At 68.0% G+C, this 19,243-nt stretch carries 18 protein-coding genes and 1 pseudogene; 10 read left to right on the top strand and 9 right to left on the bottom strand.

What is annotated here, in order from left to right; all coding sequences use genetic code 11:
* Positions 1-140 precede the first annotated feature (140 nt).
* The 7 genes from B0B01_RS08990 to B0B01_RS08960 all read left to right on the top strand — a co-directional run bounded on the left by B0B01_RS08990 (position 141) and on the right by B0B01_RS08960 (position 8,602).
* Positions 141-1,760, top strand: coding sequence for a 2-isopropylmalate synthase (locus tag B0B01_RS08990; RefSeq protein WP_143733031.1), 1,620 nt, complete (start codon positions 141-143; stop codon positions 1,758-1,760).
* A 225-nt stretch (positions 1,761-1,985) separates the two neighbouring features.
* Positions 1,986-3,032 (top strand): rod shape-determining protein, encoded by a 1,047-nt coding sequence (locus tag B0B01_RS08985; protein WP_076649551.1) that lies wholly within the window; start codon positions 1,986-1,988, stop codon positions 3,030-3,032.
* A 58-nt stretch (positions 3,033-3,090) separates the two neighbouring features.
* Positions 3,091-4,053, top strand: a complete 963-nt coding sequence (gene mreC / locus B0B01_RS08980) for a rod shape-determining protein MreC (protein ID WP_076649550.1) — start codon at positions 3,091-3,093, stop codon at positions 4,051-4,053.
* Positions 4,046-4,576 carry a hypothetical protein gene (locus B0B01_RS08975; protein WP_076649549.1) on the top strand — a complete coding sequence of 177 codons (531 nt, stop codon included), beginning with the start codon at positions 4,046-4,048 and terminating at the stop codon, positions 4,574-4,576. Before mreC ends, B0B01_RS08975 begins: the two co-directional genes overlap by 8 nt.
* Positions 4,573-6,516: a penicillin-binding protein 2 gene (mrdA, locus tag B0B01_RS08970; RefSeq protein ID WP_076649548.1), complete on the top strand. Its 1,944-nt coding sequence runs from the start codon at positions 4,573-4,575 to the stop codon at positions 6,514-6,516. The genes B0B01_RS08975 and mrdA overlap by 4 nt, the downstream gene beginning before the upstream one ends.
* Positions 6,513-7,664 (top strand): rod shape-determining protein RodA, encoded by a 1,152-nt coding sequence (gene rodA, locus B0B01_RS08965; protein WP_076649547.1) that lies wholly within the window; start codon positions 6,513-6,515, stop codon positions 7,662-7,664. The genes mrdA and rodA overlap by 4 nt, the downstream gene beginning before the upstream one ends.
* Entirely contained in the window at positions 7,664-8,602 is a 939-nt protein-coding gene (locus B0B01_RS08960; protein WP_076649546.1) for a 2-hydroxyacid dehydrogenase, read from the top strand. Before rodA ends, B0B01_RS08960 begins: the two co-directional genes overlap by 1 nt.
* 15 nt (positions 8,603-8,617) lie before the next feature.
* On the opposite strand, the gene B0B01_RS08955 is transcribed toward B0B01_RS08960, so the two are convergent.
* From B0B01_RS08955 to B0B01_RS08935, 5 genes are all read right to left on the bottom strand, one after another.
* Positions 8,618-9,685, bottom strand: a complete 1,068-nt coding sequence (locus tag B0B01_RS08955) for a HesA/MoeB/ThiF family protein (RefSeq protein WP_076649545.1) — start codon at positions 9,683-9,685, stop codon at positions 8,618-8,620.
* Positions 9,685-10,122 (bottom strand): dUTP diphosphatase, encoded by a 438-nt coding sequence (gene dut / locus B0B01_RS08950; protein WP_143733030.1) that lies wholly within the window; start codon positions 10,120-10,122, stop codon positions 9,685-9,687. Before dut ends, B0B01_RS08955 begins: the two co-directional genes overlap by 1 nt.
* A 70-nt stretch (positions 10,123-10,192) precedes the next feature.
* A complete protein-coding gene (coaBC, locus tag B0B01_RS08945) occupies positions 10,193-11,386 on the bottom strand; it encodes a bifunctional phosphopantothenoylcysteine decarboxylase/phosphopantothenate--cysteine ligase CoaBC (protein WP_076649543.1) in 1,194 nt (397 codons plus the stop codon).
* A 63-nt stretch (positions 11,387-11,449) separates the two neighbouring features.
* Positions 11,450-12,331, bottom strand: coding sequence for a ChaN family lipoprotein (locus tag B0B01_RS08940; RefSeq protein WP_076649542.1), 882 nt, complete (start codon positions 12,329-12,331; stop codon positions 11,450-11,452).
* Positions 12,328-13,206, bottom strand: a complete 879-nt coding sequence (locus tag B0B01_RS08935) for an RNA polymerase factor sigma-32 (RefSeq protein ID WP_076649541.1) — start codon at positions 13,204-13,206, stop codon at positions 12,328-12,330. The genes B0B01_RS08940 and B0B01_RS08935 overlap by 4 nt, the downstream gene beginning before the upstream one ends.
* A gap of 107 nt (positions 13,207-13,313) precedes the next feature.
* Between B0B01_RS08935 and cobU the strand changes: the two genes are divergently transcribed.
* The 3 genes and pseudogenes from cobU (at position 13,314) to B0B01_RS08920 (ending at position 15,994) form a co-directional block, all read left to right on the top strand.
* Complete coding sequence (gene cobU, locus B0B01_RS08930; protein ID WP_327082987.1) at positions 13,314-13,832, top strand: bifunctional adenosylcobinamide kinase/adenosylcobinamide-phosphate guanylyltransferase; 519 nt, start codon at positions 13,314-13,316, stop codon at positions 13,830-13,832.
* Entirely contained in the window at positions 13,829-14,407 is a 579-nt protein-coding gene (locus B0B01_RS08925) for a histidine phosphatase family protein (RefSeq protein WP_076649539.1), read from the top strand. The genes cobU and B0B01_RS08925 overlap by 4 nt, the downstream gene beginning before the upstream one ends.
* Before the next feature lie 72 nt (positions 14,408-14,479).
* Positions 14,480-15,994, top strand: a pseudogene (locus tag B0B01_RS08920) (YifB family Mg chelatase-like AAA ATPase).
* Here B0B01_RS08920 and B0B01_RS08915 read toward each other — a convergent pair.
* The 4 genes from B0B01_RS08915 to rsmI form a co-directional block, all read right to left on the bottom strand.
* Positions 15,960-16,871 (bottom strand): alpha/beta hydrolase, encoded by a 912-nt coding sequence (locus B0B01_RS08915; protein ID WP_076649538.1) that lies wholly within the window; start codon positions 16,869-16,871, stop codon positions 15,960-15,962. The pseudogene B0B01_RS08920 and the gene B0B01_RS08915 overlap by 35 nt on opposite strands.
* Positions 16,868-17,809 carry a glutathione synthase gene (gene gshB, locus B0B01_RS08910; protein WP_076649537.1) on the bottom strand — a complete coding sequence of 314 codons (942 nt, stop codon included), beginning with the start codon at positions 17,807-17,809 and terminating at the stop codon, positions 16,868-16,870. Before gshB ends, B0B01_RS08915 begins: the two co-directional genes overlap by 4 nt.
* A 129-nt stretch (positions 17,810-17,938) precedes the next feature.
* Positions 17,939-18,295, bottom strand: coding sequence for a YraN family protein (locus B0B01_RS08905; protein ID WP_076650141.1), 357 nt, complete (start codon positions 18,293-18,295; stop codon positions 17,939-17,941).
* Positions 18,296-18,314: 19 nt separating this feature from the next.
* Entirely contained in the window at positions 18,315-19,187 is an 873-nt protein-coding gene (gene rsmI, locus B0B01_RS08900; RefSeq protein WP_076649536.1) for a 16S rRNA (cytidine(1402)-2'-O)-methyltransferase, read from the bottom strand.
* Positions 19,188-19,243 lie beyond the last annotated feature (56 nt).

Raw genomic sequence — 19,243 nt, 5'->3', positions numbered from 1 at the left:
CGCTGCCCGCGGTTCCGCGAGGGTGTCGAGCGCCCTTTTCCTCGTCCTAGCGCGCCTCTGAGCGTGCCAATCCGGCGCGACCGCTCAGAGGAGGCTGCTTGCGCGCCACGGACAGGAAACAACAGACAAAGAGTCCCGACATGACGAATACCACTGACACGACCCCCACGGAAACCGCTGCTGTGGACGACCGAACCGTGGACAAGGATCGCGTGCTGATCTTCGACACCACGCTGCGCGACGGCGAACAATGTCCCGGCGCCACCATGACCCATTCCGAAAAGCTCGAGATTGCCGAACTGCTCGACGAGATGGGCGTCGACATCATCGAGGCCGGTTTCCCGATCGCCTCGCAGGGCGATTTCCGGGCGGTGGCCGAGATCGCGGAGCGCACGAAGGACTCGGTCGTCTGCGGGCTCGCACGCGCCAACCTGACCGATATCGACCGCGCCTGGGAGGCGCTGCGCGGCGCGAGGCGCCCGCGCATCCATACCTTCATCGGCACTTCGCCCTCGCATCGCGCGATCCCGAATCTCACCATGGACCAGATGGCCGAGCGCATCCACGAGACCGTGACCCATGCGCGCAACCTCTGCGACAATGTGCAATGGTCACCCATGGACGCGACCCGCACCGAATGGGATTACCTGAAGCGCGTGGTCGAGATCGCCATCAGGGCCGGGGCAAATACGATCAACATTCCCGACACGGTCGGCTACACCGCGCCCGAGGAATCCGCCAGCCTGATCCGCCGCCTGATCGCCGAGGTGCCGGGCGCCGACGAGGTGATCTTCGCCACCCATTGCCATGACGATCTCGGCATGGCGACGGCGAACAGCCTCGCCGCCGTGGCCGGCGGGGCGCGGCAGATCGAATGCACGATCAACGGGCTTGGCGAACGTGCCGGCAACACCGCGCTCGAAGAGGTGGTGATGGCGCTCAAGGTGCGCCATGACATCATGCCCTGGCACACGCGGATCGACACGACCCGGATCATGAACATCTCGCGCCGCGTCGCCGCCGCGTCGGGCTTCCAGGTGCAGTTCAACAAGGCCATCGTCGGCAAGAACGCCTTCCTGCATGAATCCGGCATCCACCAGGACGGGGTGCTGAAGAACGTCGAGACCTTCGAGATCATGCGCCCGGAGGACATCGGGCTTTCGGTCTCGAACCTCGTCATGGGCAAGCATTCGGGCCGCGCCGCGCTGCGCAGCAGGCTGCGCGATCTCGGCTACGAGGTCGGGGACAACCAGCTCCAGGACGTATTCGTGCGCTTCAAGGCGCTCGCCGACCGCAAGAAAGAGGTCTATGACGAGGATCTCGTGGCGCTCATGCGCGCCGACGAAGACCCCCGCAACGATCGCCTCGCGGTCAAGTCCCTGCGCGTGGTCTGCGGCACCGAGGGCCCCCAGACCGCCGACCTGACCATGGTAATCGACGGGGCCGAAACCTCCACCACGCAGACCGGCGACGGCCCGGTCGATGCCACGTTCAATGCGGTCAAGACGCTGTTTCCGCATAATGCCCGCCTGCAGCTCTACCAGGTCGAGGCCGTGACCCACGGCACCGATGCGCAGGCGACGGTCTCGGTGCGGCTCGAGGCCGACGGGCTGATCGCGACCGGCCAGTCGGCCGACACGGACACCGTGGTGGCGAGCGCACGGGCCTATGTGAATGCCCTCAACAACCTGCTGGAGCGTCGCACGCGCTCCGCGCCCAACGGCGACGAGCCCGGCATCAGCTACATGGACGTGAGCTGACCCTGGCAGCACGCGCCCCGAAACGGGCCCGCAGCGCCGGGAACGGCGCTGCAAAGGCAGGCCCCTTGCCGGGCCTGCCAATGAATGGTGCGCGGATTCAGCAAAAAGGCGCTGCCCCGCCGGATTCCGCACTTTCGCCCTGCGGGGCGCTTCCCTATAAGGCGACAGGCCCGCGACCGGCACAAGAATCGCGGGCCTTCCGGCAATTCTCAGGGGTCAGTCTTCATGTCGCTACTGGATTACTTCGGCGGAATCTTCTCTGCGGACATGGCGATCGACCTCGGCACGGCCAATACCCTGGTCTATGTGAAAGGGCGCGGGATCATCCTCTCGGAACCCTCGGTCGTGGCCTATCACGTCAAGGACGGCCAGAAAAAGGTGCTGGCCGTGGGCGAGGACGCCAAGATGATGCTCGGCCGCACCCCCGGCAGCATCGAGGCGATCCGCCCCATGCATGAAGGCGTGATCGCGGATTTCGACACCGCCGAGGAAATGATCAAGCATTTCATCCGCAAGGTGCACAAGCGTTCGGCCTTTTCCAAGCCCAAGGTGATCGTCTGCGTGCCCCATGGCGCGACCCCGGTCGAAAAGCGCGCGATCCGCCAGTCGGTGCTTTCGGCCGGTGCGCGCCGGGCCGGCCTCATCGCCGAGCCGATCGCCGCCGCCATCGGGGCCGGCATGCCGATCACCGATCCGACCGGCAACATGGTCGTGGACATCGGCGGCGGCACCACCGAGGTGGCCGTGCTCTCGCTTGGCGACATCGTCTATGCCCGCTCGATCCGCGTCGGCGGCGACCGCATGGACGAATCGATCATCAGCTATCTGCGCCGCCAGCAGAACCTGCTGATCGGCGAATCCACCGCCGAGCGCATCAAGACCAGCATCGGCAGCGCGCGGATGCCCGATGACGGACGCGGGGCGACCATGCTGATTCGCGGGCGCGACCTGCTGAACGGCATCCCCAAGGAAATCGAGATCTCCCAGGCGCAGGTGGCCGAGGCGCTGGCCGAGACCATGCAGCAGATCTGCGAGGCGGTGATGACCGCGCTGGAAACCACGCCGCCCGATCTGGCCGCCGACATCGTCGATCGCGGCGTGATGCTGACCGGGGGCGGCGCGCTGCTTGGCGATCTGGATCTGGCGCTGCGCGAACAGACGGGGCTTGCGGTCTCGATCGCCGACGATAGCCTCAATTGCGTGGCCATCGGCACCGGCAAGGCGCTCGAATACGAAAAGCAGCTGCGCCACGCGATCGACTACGACAGTTGAGGCGCATTGATCGCGCTCAGGACCGGGCATCCGGGCGCCGGCGCTGCAAGAGGTAGCATTGGCGAAAGACCGATCACAGCGCGACGCCTATACCCGCCCGGTGCGGCGGCTGCTGGTCTGGGTGATCTGCGCCTGCCTCATCGCCCTGTTCCTGTTCTGGCGCATCGACAATCCGCGGGCGGAACGGTTCCGCGCCCATGTGGCCGACAAGGTGGTGCCGGGCATGGAATGGTTCATGAAGCCTGTGACCGGGCTCACCCGGCTTGCGCGCGATTTCCAGTCCTATCAGCAGCTTTCCGACCAGAACCGCGAATTGCGCAGCGAATTGCGCCAGATGCAGGCCTGGAAAGAGGCCGCGCTTCAGCTTGAACAGGAAAACGCGCGGCTTCTCGATCTGAACAAGGTGCGGCTCGATCCGCGGCTCACCTATATCACCGGGGTCGCGGTGGCCGACAGCGGCTCGCCGTTCCGGCAGTCGGTCCTGCTCAATCTCGGGGCGCGCGACGGCGTGCGCGACGGCTGGGCGGCGATGGACGGCATCGGCCTTGTCGGGCGCATATCGGGCACCGGGCGCACCACCTCGCGGGTGCTTTTGCTGACCGACATGGCCAGTTCGGTGCCGGCGATGATCCAGCCCTCGGGCCAGACGGCGCTGATTTCGGGCGACAACAGCGCCGCGCCGCTGATCACCTTCCTTGAAACGCCCGAACTGGTCCGTCCCGGCGACCGGGTGATCAGTTCGGGAGAGGACGGCGTGTTCCCTTCCGGCCTGCTGATCGGACAGGTGGCGGCCGATCCGGCCGGGCGCCTGCGGGTGCGCCTTGCCGCCGATTTCGAGCGACTCGAATTTCTGCGCGTCCTGCGCTATCACGGCAATGCGGCGCCGCAGGAATCCGGCACGCTGGTCATTCCGCCCGAGCCCGAGGTCCAGGGCCCGCCGGCCCCGCCCTCCCGGGCCGAGCCCCGAACCGGGCGCGAGGCGGCAGGCACCGCGCCGCAGGAAGGAGAGCAGGATGGCTGACACTCCCGGGCGGCTCTGGTTCATGCGGCTGGTCTATATCGGGCTTGCGCTGCTTCTGATCTGCCTGCACCTCCTGCCGCTGACCACGTTCCCGCCCCGCTTCGCCCCGCCCGACCTGCTGCTGGGGCTCACGCTTGCCTGGGCGCTGCGGCGTCCCGAACAGGTGCCGGTGCTCGCCATCGCGGCGGTTATGCTGCTGGCCGATCTCATGTTCCTGCGCCCGCCGGGGCTGTTCGCGGCGCTCGTCGTGATCGGCAGCGAGTGGCTGAAGCGGCGCATCCCGATCCTGCGGGAAAGCGGCTTTGCCAGCGAATGGGGCGCGGTCGCGCTTGCCGTGCTCGGGATGCTGCTTGCCAACCGCCTCGCGCTCGGGCTGCTCGTCGTGCAGCAGGCGCCGCTGCGGCCGCATCTGGTTCAGGCGGGGCTGACCATCGCGACCTATCCGCTGGTCGTGCTCTTCGTGCAGGGGATCCTCGGCGTGCGCCGCGCCGCGCCAAGACCCCGCCGGAGGGCAGGCGCATGAGGCGCAATCCAAAGGATTTCGAGGCCACCCACCGCCGGCTGTCCCGCCGGGCCGTGGTTCTGGGCGGGGCCCAGCTTGCCATGGTCGGCGCGCTCGCCTTCCGGATGCGGCACATGCAGATCGAACAGGCCGACCAGTTCCGCCTGCTGGCCGAGGAAAACCGCATCAACGTGCGCCTCATCCCGCCCAAGCGGGGCGAGATCTACGACCGGTTCGGCCGCGTCATCGCCCAGAACAGCCCGAGCTACCGCATCATCATCGTCCGCGAGGATGCCGGCGACGTGGACCAGGTGATCGGGCGCGTCGGCCGGCTGATCACGCTCGACCCCAAGGAGACCGAGCGCGCCCTCGCCGAGATGCGCCGCAGTCCGCCCTTCCTGCCGGTGACGCTTGCCGATCAGGTCAGTTGGGAGGACATCAGCCGCATCGCCGTCAACGCCCCGGCCCTGCCCGGCATCACGCCCGAGGTCGGCCTGACGCGGTTCTATCCGCGCGGCGGCGACTTCGCCCATGTGGTCGGCTATGTCGGTCCGGTCAGCGATTACGACCTGAGCCAGCTTCAGGATCCCGAACCGGTGCTGCGCATCCCGCGTTTCCAGATCGGCAAGGTCGGGGTCGAGGCGCGGGAAGAGCAGCTCCTGCGCGGACAGGCCGGGGCCAAGCGGGTCGAGGTGAACGCCGCCGGCCGCGTCATGCGCGAACTCAGCCGCCGCGAAGGCGAACCCGGCGCCGACCTGCAACTGACCATCGACGCGAACCTGCAGGGCTATGTCCAGGCGCGGCTCGGCAACGAGAGCGCGGCCGCGGTGGTGATGGATTGCAGGACCGGCGACCTGCGTGCCATCGTCTCGTCGCCGACCTATGATCCGAACCTGTTCGTGCGCGGGATCTCGGTTGGTGATTATCGCGCGCTGACCGAACATGACCACCGCCCGCTGGCCAACAAGACGGTGCAGGGCATCTATCCGCCCGGTTCGACCTACAAGATGATGACCGCGCTCGCGGCGCTCGAGGAAGGTATCATAGGCCCCGAAGATACCGTCTGGTGCCCCGGCCACCTGGAGGTGGCGGGCCGGCGGTTTCACTGCTGGAAACGCGGCGGGCATGGCCATGTGAACCTCCAGAATTCGCTCAAGCAAAGCTGCGACGTCTATTATTACGACCTCGCCATCAAGGTCGGAATCGACCGCATCTCGGCCATGGCGCGGCGCTTCGGCATCGGGTTGCGCCACGACCTGCCCATGTCCGCGATCGCCGAGGGGCTCGCGCCGACACGGGACTGGAAATTCGCGACCTACGGGCAGAAATGGCTGATCGGTGATACCGCGAACTCCTCGATCGGGCAGGGTTACGTTCTGGCCTCGCCGCTGCAGCTTGCGCTCATGACCGCACGGATCGCGAGCGGGCGCGCGGTGGTGCCGCGCCTCGTGCGATCGGTGAACGGCGTTGAGCGGTCCGGTGATCCGGGCGAGGACATGGGGCTCGACCCGAGGAATCTGCATCATATCCGGCAGGCGATGTTCGCGGTCAGCAACGACCGGCGCGGCACCGCCTACGGCAGCCGCATCATCGAGGACCACCACCGCATGGCGAGCAAGACCGGCACCAGCCAGGTGCGCAACATCACCGCCGCCGAACGCGCCGCCGGGATCATCAACAACGCCGATCTGCCGTGGAACCGGCGCGACCACGCCCTGTTCGTGAATTACGCCCCGTTCGACAATCCCCGCTATGCGGTGAGCGTCGTCGTCGAACACGGCGGCGGCGGTTCGGCCGTGGCGGCCCCGATCGCGCGCGACATCACGCTGCAGGCGCTGTATGAAGGCACCCCGCCGCTCAGCGCCTATCCCGCCAAGGACCGCGCCGAAGTGCAGGCACGGCAGGAACGGCTTTACCGCGAGCGCCCCGACATCCGAACCGACGGACGCAACCGCGCATGAGCTATCTTGAAAACAACCTGAAATCCGTGCCGACCGGTCCGCGCAAGATCCTCTATCTGAACTGGCCGCTCGTGGTGCTGCTGCTGGCCGTGGCCTGTATCGGCTTTCTCATGCTGTATTCGGTGGCCGGCGGATCGCTCCGGCCCTGGGCCGAGCCGCAGATGCGCCGCTTTGCGCTCGGCATGGGCATCATGCTGGCGGTCGCCATGGTGCCGGTGTGGATCTGGCGCACCATGGCGCTGCCGATCTATCTGGTTTCGGCCGGCCTGCTCGTGGCGGTGGAATTCGTCGGCACGGTCGGCATGGGGGCGCAACGCTGGATCGACCTCGGCTTCATGCGGCTGCAGCCGTCGGAACTGGTCAAGGTGGCCGTGGTGCTCCTGCTCGCCGCCTATTACGACTGGTTGCCGACCGAGCGCACCTCGCGGCCGTTCTGGGTCTTGCTGCCGGTCGCGATCATCATGGTGCCGACCGCGCTCGTGCTGCAGCAGCCCGACCTTGGCACCGCGATCCTGTTCTTCGCCGCCGGCGGAGCGCTGATGTTCCTTGCCGGCGTCCACTGGAGCTACTTCGCCGTCGTCATCGCCGCCGGCTTCGGGATCGTGGCGGCGGTTTTTCAAAGCCGCGGAACCGACTGGCAGCTGCTCAAGAACTACCAGTTCCGCCGCATCGACACGTTTCTCGATCCCTCGACCGATCCGCTCGGGGCAGGCTATCACATCACCCAGTCCAAGATCGCGCTCGGCTCGGGCGGCTGGGCGGGCCGGGGGTTCATGCAGGGCACCCAGTCGCGGCTGAACTTCCTGCCCGAGAAACACACCGATTTCATCTTTACCACGCTCGCCGAGGAATTCGGCTTTGTCGGAGGGCTGTCGCTGCTCGCGCTCTATACGCTGATCGTGCTATTCTGCATCGGCATTGCGGTGACGGCGCGTGACCGGTTCTCGTCGCTGCTCGCGCTCGGGGTGGCGATGACCTTCTTCCTGTTCTTCGCGGTCAACATGGCCATGGTGATGGGGCTTGCGCCGGTGGTCGGCGTTCCGCTGCCGCTGGTCAGCTATGGCGGGTCGTCGATGATCATGTTGATGATCGCCTTCGGACTGGTGCAGAGTGCCCATGTTCACCGCCCCCGCGACAGGAGCCGCTGATGGCGCTCAACATCCTTTTCGCCGCCGGACCGGGAGAATGGGAGGTGTGGCGCCCCCACCTCGACACGGCGCTTCGCAAGGCCGGGCTCGATGTCACGCTGCGCCCGCTCCCCGACCTTGCCCCGGACGAAGTCGATTACATCCTTTATGCCCCGGACAGTTCCCTGCAGGATTTCGCTCCCTTCACCCGGCTGAAGGCGGTGTTGAACCTATGGGCCGGGGTCGAGGACGTGATCACGAACCCGACGCTCCGGGTGCCGCTGGCGCGCATGGTGGATCCGGGGCTGGAGCGCGGCATGGTCGAATGGGTCTGCACCCATGTGCTGCGCCATCACCTCGGGATCGACGCCCATATCCGCAACCCGGATCACCGCTGGTCGCCGCATGTGCCGCCACTTGCCACGGACCGGCCGGTCACGATGCTCGGGCTTGGCGAACTGGGCAGCGCCGCGGCGCGGGCACTTTCGGATTTCGGCTTTCCGGTCACCGGCTGGAGCCGCAGCGCCAAGGCCATTCCCGGCATCAGCTGCACCCATGGACAGCTTGGCCTCGTGCAGGCGCTCGAACTGGCGCAGATCGTCGTGCTGCTGCTGCCGGCCACGGCCCGGACCGAAAACATCCTGAACGCCGAAACGCTGGCCATGCTGCCCAAGGGGGCGGTGATCCTCAACCCCGGGCGCGGGACGCTGATCGACGACGATGCGCTGCTTGCCGCGCTCGACCGCGGCCATATCGCCCATGCGACGCTCGACACGTTCCGCAGCGAACCGCTCCCCGCCGATCATCCCTACTGGCAGCACCCGCAGGTGACGGTGACGCCGCATATCGCCTCGACCACGCGGCCCGAGACCGCGAGCGAGGTTCTGGCCGGGAATATCGCCCGCAGCGAGGCGGGGCGGCCGTTGCTCGACCTTGTCGATCCGGCGCAGGGATACTGACACCCCGCCTGCGGTTCAGGCGGGCTTGCGGCGCAGGTGGCCGCAGACGGGACAATCGTTGCGCGGTGACAGGGTGATCTGCCGGGTCTCGCCATAAAGCCCGTCATGGATCAGCATTCGCCCGCGCAGCACCGTGCCCGCGCCGGTCAGAAGCTTGATCGCCTCGAGCGCCATCATGGCGCCGATCACCCCCGGAAGCGGCCCGATCACCCCCGCCTCGGCGCAGGACGGCACGAGCCCGGGCGCAGGCGCCTGCGGAAAGATGCAGCGGTAACAGGGCCCCGACACCGTCGGGTCGAACAGGCTGAGCTGCCCCTCCCATTGCGCAAGCGACCCCGACACCAGCGGCTTGCCCAGCGCAACGGCGGTTTCGTTCACCAGATAACGCGTTTCGATATTGTCGCAGCCGTCAAGGATCAGGTCATAGCCGGCAAAAAGATCGGTCGCGATCCCGGGCGTCAGGCGACGGTTGTAGGGGCGCAGGGCGACATGGGGATTGAGCGCCTGAATCGCGGCCTGCGCCGAAAACACCTTCGGCATGCCGATATCGGCCTCGCCATGGATGATCTGGCGCTGAAGGTTCGAGCGATCGACCTCGTCATCGTCGATCACGCCGATGGTGCCGACACCGCCGGCGGCAAGATAAAGCATCGCCGGCGCGCCGAGCCCCCCGGCCCCGATCACCAGAACCCGCGCCGATTTCAGCCGCTTCTGCCCCGGGCCGCCGACCTCACGCAACATGATGTGGCGGGCGTAGCGCTCAAGCTCGGCCCCGGTGAAGGCCCCGGTCTCCGGCGCCGGCGCGGCAGGTTCCGGCGGCACGCGGCGGGCAGCGGCGCGGCGCAATGCACGAAGCACCAGGACATAGGCACCCACAATGGCGACCGCCCCGCCGAGCAGCGCCCACGGCAGGGGCGACCCTCCGGTTGCCTCGCGCAGGACATGGCCATCGGGCAGCAGCACCTGCCCCCCGAGCACGAACCCGAACAGCACCGCAATGACCAGCCCGCGCGCCCGCCGCGAGACCGAGAACAGCGCCCCGAAACCCCAGAGTGCCGCCGCAAGCAGAAGGACCGGCAGCATCAGCCGCTCCCGGTCGAGCCGAAGCCGCCCTCGCCCCGCGCCGTATCGTCAAGCGCCTGCACCAGCCGGAAATCGGCGCGCAGGACCGGCGCCACCACCATCTGCGCAATCCGCATGCCGTGGGTCACGGTGAAATCCTGCGTCCCCATGTTCATCAGGATGACACCGAGCGGCCCGCGGTAATCGCTGTCGATGGTGCCCGGCGCATTGGCAAGGCCCACCCCGTGTTTCAGCGCAAGCCCCGAGCGTGGCCGGATCTGCACCTCGTAACCGTCGGGAATCGCAAGGCGCAACCCCGTCGGCACCAGCACCCGCCCGCCCGCGGGCAGCAGGATCGCGCCCCGGTCGGGAAGATTGGCGCGCAGGTCGGCCCCCGCGGCGCCGGCAGTCGCATAATCGGGCAGCGGCACATCCGCATCGGCGCCGGGCTCACGCATGATGCACAGCGTCACCCGTGCGCCGCCCGTCTGTTCATTGCCTTGCGGTCGTCGGGTCGTGTTCATCGGTTCACCCCAGCGCCCGGGCGATGCGTTCGGCAAGGCGGCGGGCGACCTCGGTCTTGGTCATGCGCGGCCAGGATTCCGCGCCCTCGCCCGTGATCAGCGTCACCGCGTTTTCGGTCCCGCCCATGATCCCGGTTTCGGTGCTCACGTCATTCGCAACGATCCAGTCGCATCCCTTGCGCGCGCGCTTGGCAGTCGCATGGGCCACCATATCATCGGTCTCGGCGGCGAACCCGACCACAAGGCGCGGCCGCCCCGTCTGCATCTGCGCGACACCGGCAAGAATATCGGGGTTCTCGGCAAGTTCCAGCGTCGGAAGCCCCTCGCGGCTTTTCTTGATCTTGCGCGTTGCGGCCCCGCTCACGCGCCAGTCCGCCACGGCGGCAGCGAAAACAGCCGCATCGACCGGAAGCGCCGCTCCGACCGCCTGTTCCATATCGCGCGCACTTTCGACCGCGACCACCCGCACGCCCGCGGGCGGCGGCACCGTTGCAGGGCCGGTGACAAAGATCACCTCGGCCCCGAGCTCGGCAAGCGCTCCGGCAAGCGCCGCCCCCTGCGCCCCGGACGAGCGGTTCGCGATATAACGCACCGGGTCAATCGGCTCGTGCGTCGGGCCCGACGTGACCAGCACCCGCCGCCCCGACAGCGGCCCCTGCCCCAGCATCGATTCGATCGCGGCGATGATGCGGGGGTTTTCGGCCATCCGCCCCGGGCCGCGTTCGCCGCAGGCCATGTCGCCCACTTCGGGGCCGACCATGCGGATGCCGTCGCTTTCCAGCAGCGCGCGGTTGCGCTGCGTCGCACGGTGTTCCCACATGCGCACATTCATGGCCGGCGCGATCAGCACCGGCGTGTCGGTTGCCAGAAGCAAGGTCGAAGCCAGGTCGTCGGCAATCCCCACCGCCATCTTCGCCATCAGATCCGCCGTCGCCGGCGCAACCACCACCAGATCGGCGCTGCGGCTCAGTTCGATATGTCCCATCTCGGCCTCGTCGGTCAGGTCGAAGAGATCGCGATAGACCTTCCGCGCGGCAAGCGCCGAGACCGACAGCGGAGTGACGAATTCCTCGGCCGCGCGGGTCAGGACCGGCGTGACCGTGGCGCCGCGCTCGCGCAGGCGGCGGATCAGGTCAAGCGCCTTGAAGGCCGCGATGCCGCCGCCGATGATCAGCAATATGCGTCGTTCTGCCAGCATGTCACGGGTTCCGGGTGGCAAACCGCCCCGAACATAGGGCGCGGGCGCGGGCGGCACCAGCGCTCATTCCGCCGCGGCAGGGGACGGGACAGAAGCCGGGGCCGGGTTCATGCCGCGGAACGCTTCGCAAGGATCGTCGCGCGCGGGCGCATCCGCATCCAGAACGGCATCGTAACTGCCGGCACCCTGCCCGTCTTCGGTCTGGCCTCCCTCGGTCTGGCCTCCCTCGGTCTGGCCCAGCGAAAACACCCGCACACCGGGCGCGACGCGGGCGATATGGGCCGGGGCACCCCAGTCCTTGCGCGCATGACCGTTGCCGGTGATCACGACGACCGGCCCGCCGGTCTCGCGCAGCGCCCGCAGCGCCGCCCGCGCCAGCATGGCATCGCGCAGGCGCTGGATTCCGACCATCGGCGCAAGCATCCGTTCAGGCAGCGCGTTGCAATGCGCTTCCTGCTGCAACGCCTCGCGCGCGCCCTGCTCGGATGCAGGAAGCGCCCGGTCAAGCCCGTAGTCTCGCGCCTCCCCGCCGAAGGCGGTGGCGATGCCGGCCTCGCGCGCCCGGCGCGCCTGTTCGCGGGGAAGTTCCGCGCCATAATGGCGCGCCGCCGAGGCGGCCTGGAAAATCGGGTAATACATCGCGAAATCAGGCCAGCCGCGCTGTTCCCAGTCCAGCGCCGATTCCAGCGCCGCCCGGTCGGCGATCAAATCGGGCGTGATCTGCGCCGCGTTTTCCGCGGTCAGCATTTCCCAGACCACGGCGCGGGGTTTCAGCGCGCCGGCAAAGTCCGCCTGGCGCGCGTGATGGGTCGGATTGTCGTGGCTTTCCCCAAGGAACACCACCTCTGCCCCGGCCGCCCGGTCCACGACCTCAAGGGGAAGGGACCGGGGCGCACAGCCGGCAAACAGCAGACACGCAAGGGCGGCGACAAATGGAATCCTCATACGAGAAAGTCATGCAACTCTTTCGTTCTGCTTTCAAGCAGTCCCCGCATCTTGCCGAGCGCCGCGACCTCGATCTGGCGCACGCGTTCCTTGGAAAGACGCAACTCGTCACCAAGGCTTTCCAGCGTGCGCGGCCGCTCGCGCATCTTGCGCTCGCGCAGGATCAGCCGCTCGCGGGGCGTCAGATTTTCCATCGCCTTCGCCAGCCAGTCGCGCAGCAGGGCACGGTCATATTCGTCCTCGACCAGTTCCGAGGGCGGCGTTCCCTCGTCGGCGATGGCGTCGATCCATTCGCGCCCCTCGCCATCCGACGCCTGCGTCGCGTTCAGCGAATAATCCGAACCCGAAAGGCGCCCGTCCATCATCTCCACGTCGCGCAGCGGCACCCCGATCTCGGCCGCGATCATGCGATGAAGTTCGGGCCGGGACAATTCGCGCCCTTCGCGTTCGGCTTCGCGTTCGATCTGCGCCTGAACCCGGCGCATGTTGAAGAACAGGGATTTCTGGTTGCTGGTCGAACCGGTGCGCACCATGGACCAGTTGCGCATGACATAATCCTGCACGCTCGCCTTGATCCACCAGACCGCATAGGTCGAGAACCGCACGCCGCGGTCGGGATCGAATTTCTCGGCCGCCTTCATCAGGCCGAGCCCGGCCTCCTGGATAAGGTCGCCCATCGGGGCACCGTAGCGGCGGAACCGGGAGGCCATGGAGATCGCAAGCCGCATATAGGCGGTGATCAGACGGTGCAGCGCGGCCTCGTCGTGCTGGTCGCGCCAGGCGCGGGCAAGCCGGATCTCGGTTTCGGCATCCAGCAACTCCGCCTCGCGGGCCTGACGTGAAAGTATCGCATCGGTGGTCATATCAAGTGCCATTGAGAACCTCTCCTGCGTGGTCGCCGGTGCCCGCCGCTTGTATGGCGGCACCTTCAGGGCTAGTCGTGACCCCAACGCCCAAGATCGCAAAAGGTTCGCGCGCCTTGTTGAAAAAGCTTACATTCGTTCTAGGAGGCGCCGCGTCGGGCAAGTCGGCCTGGGCCGAGGATCTGGTGACCGGTTCCGGCCTCTCGCCGGTCTATCTGGCCACGGCCGAGGCGGGCGACGGCGAAATGAGCGCCAAGATCGCGCGCCACGCGGCGCGGCGCGATGAACGCTGGCGGCTGATCGAGGAGCCGCTCGATATCGCCGGCGCGCTGCCGGGGCTCGGCGGGGGCGACTGCTGCCTGATCGACTGCGCGACGCTCTGGCTCGGCAATCTGATGGGCACCGGGCGCGATCCGGCCGCCGCCGCACAAGACCTGCTGGCGGCGCTTGATGACTGCCGCGCAAGGGTGGTCGTGGTCTCGAACGAGGTCGGGCAGGGAATCGTTCCCGCGGATGCGCTGTCGCGCCGCTTCCGCGAGGCGCAGGGCCGGCTCAATGCACAGCTTGCGGCGCAGGCCGACCTGGTCGTGCAGGTGATCGCGGGACTGCCGCTCGTGCTCAAGGGACAACTGCCGTGAGCCGGCTGTTCCTGGTGCGGCACGGGCCGACCCATATGCGCGCCATGGTCGGCTGGGCCGATCTGCCGGCCGACCTGCGCGACCGGGCGGCGCTGGCGCGGCTCGATGCCTGGCTGCCGGGCGATGGGCTCGTGGTCTCCTCCGACCTGCAGCGCGCCCGCGCCACCGCCGACGCCATCGCCGGCAGCCGCCAGCGGCTCCCGCACCGGCGCAGCCTGCGGGAGATCAATTTCGGCGCCTGGGAACTGAAAAGCTATGACGAGATCGACGCAACCGCGCCGGACCTTATCCGCGCCTTCTGGGAGCGTCCGGGCGAATCCGCCCCTCCCGGCGGCGAAAGCTGGAATCAGGTCCGCCGCCGCGTCGATCGCACGATTGATGGGCTGATCCATACGCATCCGGGGCGCGACCTGATCGTTGTCGCCCATTTCGGCGTGATCCTGACCCAGATCCAGCGCAGCCTTTCGGTGCCCGCGGTCGCCGCCTTCGCCCATGAAATCGACAATCTTTCGGTGACGAGCATCGCGCTTGACGCTGACGGCTGGCGGGCAGAGGCGATCAATCACCTGCCCTGACCCGGCACCGTTAACCTTTCGTCAACCGCTCCGGCGCTAGCTGTTCCAAGACGGGGCAGTTTCGGTGAGGCCATGGTTGCGCGGACATTCACGGTTGCCTTCCAGGGGGTCGAGGCGCGCATGGTCGAGGTGCAATGCGCGGTCAGCCCCGGCCTGCCGTCGTTTTCCATCGTCGGCCTGCCCGACAAGGCGGTTTCCGAGGCGCGCGAACGGGTGCGCAGCGCTTTTGGCGCCATGGCGATCGCCCTGCCCTCGCGGCGCATCACCATCAACCTTTCCCCGGCCGATCTGCCCAAGGAGGGCAGCCATTTCGACCTGCCGATCGCACTGGCCCTGCTTGCGGCGCTGGACATCATCCCCGCTGACGCCGCCGAAGGCGCGCTGTCGCTTGGCGAGCTTTCGCTCGACGGGGCGCTCGTTGCGGTGCCCGGCGCGCTGCCGGCGGCCATGGCGGCGGCGGAGCATGGCCGCATCCTGCTCTGTCCCCGCGCATCGGGGGCCGAGGCCGCCTGGGTCGGTGCGGCGCAGGTGATCGCGGCGGATTCGCTCGGCGATCTCGTGCGCCACTTCACCGGCCAGCGGCCGATCGCCCCGGCCGAACCCGGCGAGGTCGCCCCTGCCCCGGCGAGCCGCGACATGCGCGACGTGCGCGGACAGGAGCGGGCCAAGCGTGCGCTCGAAATCGCCGCGGCCGGGCGCCATCACCTGCTGATGGTCGGCACGCCGGGATCGGGAAAATCCATGCTGGCGGCGCGGCTTCCCGGCATCCTGCCGCCGCTGTCACCGGCCGAGGCGCTCGAGACATCCATGATCCATTCGCTCTGCGGGCTGCTGGACGAAGGCGGAATCAGCCGCAGCCGCCCGTTTCGCGAACCGCATCACACCGCCTCGATGGCGGCGATTACCGGCGGCGGGCGCAGCGCCCGCCCGGGCGAGATCAGCCTTGCGCATAACGGGGTGCTGTTCATGGACGAATTCCCCGAATTCGCCCGCTCCGTGCTGGAAACCCTGCGCCAGCCCATCGAATCCGGCAAGGTGATGATCGCGCGGGCCAATGCCCATGTGACATATCCCTGCCGCTTCATGCTGATCGCTGCCGCCAATCCCTGCCGCTGCGGCTATCTGTCGGATCCGGCGCGCGCCTGTTCCCGCGCTCCGGCCTGCGGCGACGATTATCTGGGCCGCATCTCGGGGCCGCTCATGGATCGGTTCGATCTGCGCCTCGAGGTGCCGCCGGTCGGTTTCACCGACCTCGACCTGCCGCCCTCGGGGGACGATTCGGCAACCATCGCCGCCCGTGTCGCTGCCGCGCGCGACATTCAGGCGCAACGCTATGGCGATGCCCCGGGGCTGCGCCTCAACGCGGATGCCGGGGGAGAGGTGCTGGAGTAGACCGCGCGCCCCGATGCCGAGGGGCGCGAGCTGTTGCAGCGGGCGGCGGGGCATTTCGGCCTTTCGGCGCGGGGCTATCATCGCGTGCTGCGCCTTGCGCGCACCATCGCGGACCTGGATGCCTCGCCCGAGGTGCGCCGGCCCCATCTGGCCGAAGCGCTCAGCTATCGCCTGACGACGCGTATTGCCGCCTGATCCAGCGCGCAAGCCGCGCGAGCGTCGCCCCGGCCTCGGGCAGGACGCCGTGAAACAGCGGCCAGGCATGAGGCAGATCGCGGCCGATGTGCAATTCGACCTCACGCCCCGCCGCACGCAGCCTGCATTCGAGCCGCCGGGCATCGTCGAGCAGGATCTCGGTGTCGCCCACGCTCAGCCAGACCGGCGGGGCGGCGGCAAGATCGGCAAAAAGCGGCGAGGCGCGGGGATCGCAGGGGTCATGCCCCTGCAGATACAGCCGCGCCATGTCGGCGGCCCGTCCCGCCGGCAGCATGGCTTCGGCGCGGGCATTTCCGCGGAACGACTTGCCCGAAAAGCTCATGTCGGCCAGGGGCGAAAAGGCAAAGACCGCCCGGGGAAGCGGCAGCGAACGGGCCGGCAGCGCCGCGATCAGCGCAAGGGCCAGCCCGCCGCCGGCACTGTCGCCGCCAAGGATGATCCGCTCGGGCGTGGTGCCCGCATCGAGCAGCGCCCGATAGGCGGTCAGGGCATCATCGAAGGCCGCCGGAAACGCATGTTCGGGCGCCAGCCGATAGGCAGGGAGCCAGGCGCGCATCCCGCTGCGGCGCACGAGATTTGCCGCCAGCGCGGCATGGGTGTCGGGACTGCCGAGGATATAAGCCCCGCCGTGCAGGTAAAGGATGACGCCCTCGGCCTGCCACGCCGGATCGATTCGCAGCGCGGGGAGGCCGGCAAGGTCGCCCCGCGACAGCCGGCTTCCGGGCGGCGGGCGCGCCCAGCGACGCATGCGGTTTTCAAAGCGGCGCCGGAGTTCGAGCGGCTCATCGGCCCGCGCCAGCGCCGGCTTTTCGATCCAGCGCAACAATCGGTTGAGAACGAACCGCTGCCAGCTCATGCACGGGCGGCGCGCGCCTCGACGGTCTCCCAGATCCGGGCGGCGACATTGATGCCGTCAAAGCGTTCCAGTTCCTGAATGCCGGTGGGAGAGGTCAGGTTGATCTCGGTCAGCCAGTCGCCGATCACGTCGATCCCGACGAAAATCTGCCCTTTTTCCCGCAGGAGGGGCCCGATACAGGCGCAGATCTCTCGATCCCGTTCGGAAAGGGCGATCTTTTCGGGGCGCCCGCCCGCATGCATGTTCGAACGCGTCTCGCCCGCGGCGGGGATGCGGTTGATCGCCCCGACCGGCTCTCCGTCGACGAGGATCACCCGCCGGTCGCCCTGCGCCACCGCGGGGAGGAACTTCTGCACGATCAGCGGCTCGCGCGAGAAACCGGTGAACAGTTCATGCAGCGAGGTCAGGTTGCGGTCGGCTTCGTCAAGACGGAACACCCCGGCGCCGCCGTTGCCGTAAAGCGGCTTGAGAATGATGTCGCCGTGGCGTTCCTTGAAGGCGCGGATGGTCTCCAGATCGCGCGCCACGGTGGTCGGGGGCGTCAGGTCGGGAAAGTCCAGCACCAGGAGCTTTTCGGGGCAGTTGCGCACCCAGAACGGATCGTTCACCACCAGAACCTTCCCGGCGAGCCGGTCGAGGATATGGGTGGTGGTGATGTAATGCATGTCGAAGGGCGGATCCTGGCGCAGCCAGATCACATCCATCCCGGCCAGGTCGAGCCGCTGCGCCGGGCCGAGACTGGCCGGCCGTTCCGCATCGCGGCGCACCTGAAGCGGATGCGCCCGTGCCGTGATCCGTCCCTCTTCATAGGCCAGGTGGTCGGGCTCGTAATAGAACAGGTCATGCCCGCGCGCCTGCGCTTCCTCGGCAAGGCGGAAGGTGCTGTCAGCATTGATATTGACGGACCAGATCGAATCCATCTGAAAGGCAACTTTCATGGCGGGACACTCCATCGCTGTTGCCAATAGATGACGCAGTCCGCGCAGGGGTGCAACGGCGATCCCGGAAGCTTCGGGCGCATCCGCGCAGCGCAGGCGGAGGGAAGGGCGCGGAACGGGTTTGCCCGTTCAGGCTGCTTCGAAGGCGTTCTCGATAAGCTGCACGCCGCCGCCGGCATCCACGAGGGCGACGTCGAAGCGCATGTTCGTCAGGATGCCGCGGCCGCTGTTTTCCAGGTAGTCCTGCGCCGCGAGGCCGATCCGCCGCATCTGGCGCCGGCCGATCCGTTCGGCGGCGGCGGCGAAGCTGCGCGCCTTCTTGACCTCGACGAAGACCAGCTCGTCCGAATCGTCGGCGACCAGGTCGATTTCGCCGGCCCGGCTGCGCCAGCGGCGCGCGACCATCCGATAGCCGCGCCGCTCGTAAAGGCGCGCGACGCTGTCCTCGGCGGCAAGCCCCGAATGATAGGCGCGGGCGCCCCGCAATGCCCTGGTCTGCTGCATCTCATTCCCCATGTTCGGACCCTTTTTCCAGCGCGAGCGCCAGTTGATAGACATCGCGGCGTGAAATCGCGTGCCGCCCCGCCACCAGATCCACCGCATCTTTCAGGGAAAGCGTTTGGCGCGCCTCCGTCAACTCCCGTTTCAGGACAATTGTATCCATTTCGGCCTCCTGTCCGCGATCGACGAGGATCACGATCTCGCCGCGCAGCGTGGTCCCGGCCACCAGATCGGGCAGATCCGCCAGCCGCGCCCGCAGGACTTCTTCGAACTTCTTGGTCAACTCCCGGCAGACCGCCGCGTCCCGCCCGGCCCCGAGGACCTCGGCCATATCGGCGATGCTGGCGCGCAGACGGCGCGGAGATTCATAGAAGACGAGCGTCCCCGGCACCTCGGCAAGCCGTTTCAACCGGCTGCGGCGGGCCGCCCGGGCCGGGGGGAGGAAGCCTGCGAAAAAGAACGCATCGGTCGGCAGCCCGGCCAGGGCCAGCGCGGTCACGGCGGCGGTGGGGCCTGGCGCGGCGGTGACCGGGTGGCCGGCGGCGATCACCGCCCGCACGAGATCATATCCCGGGTCGGCGATCAGCGGCATCCCGGCTTCCGAGGCATAGGCGACCGAGCGCCCCTCCGCCAGCGCCTCCAGCAGCTGATCGCGGCTCCTTGCGCCGCTGTGGTCGTGATAGGACAGGATCCGGCGCCCGTTCAGGGCGATGCCGTGGATCGTCAGCAGGTGGCGCAGGCTGCGGGTATCCTCGGCCGCGATCACCTCGGCCGAGGCGAGCACGTCGAGCGCCCGCAGCGTGATGTCCCGCGCCGAGCCGATCGGCGTTCCGACCAGGTAGAGCCCCGGCTCCAGGCTGAGCGTGTTGAGATTCAATGCTGGACCCGCCTTCCCTGACGTCTATTATCCAAAGCCGGCACGGAAACGATCAC

Source organism: Pontibaca methylaminivorans (assembly GCF_900156525.1).
Classification (GTDB): domain Bacteria; phylum Pseudomonadota; class Alphaproteobacteria; order Rhodobacterales; family Rhodobacteraceae; genus Pontibaca; species Pontibaca methylaminivorans.
The sequence above is the reverse complement of the archived record's forward strand: the minus strand, read 5'-3'. Positions and strand labels throughout refer to the sequence as shown.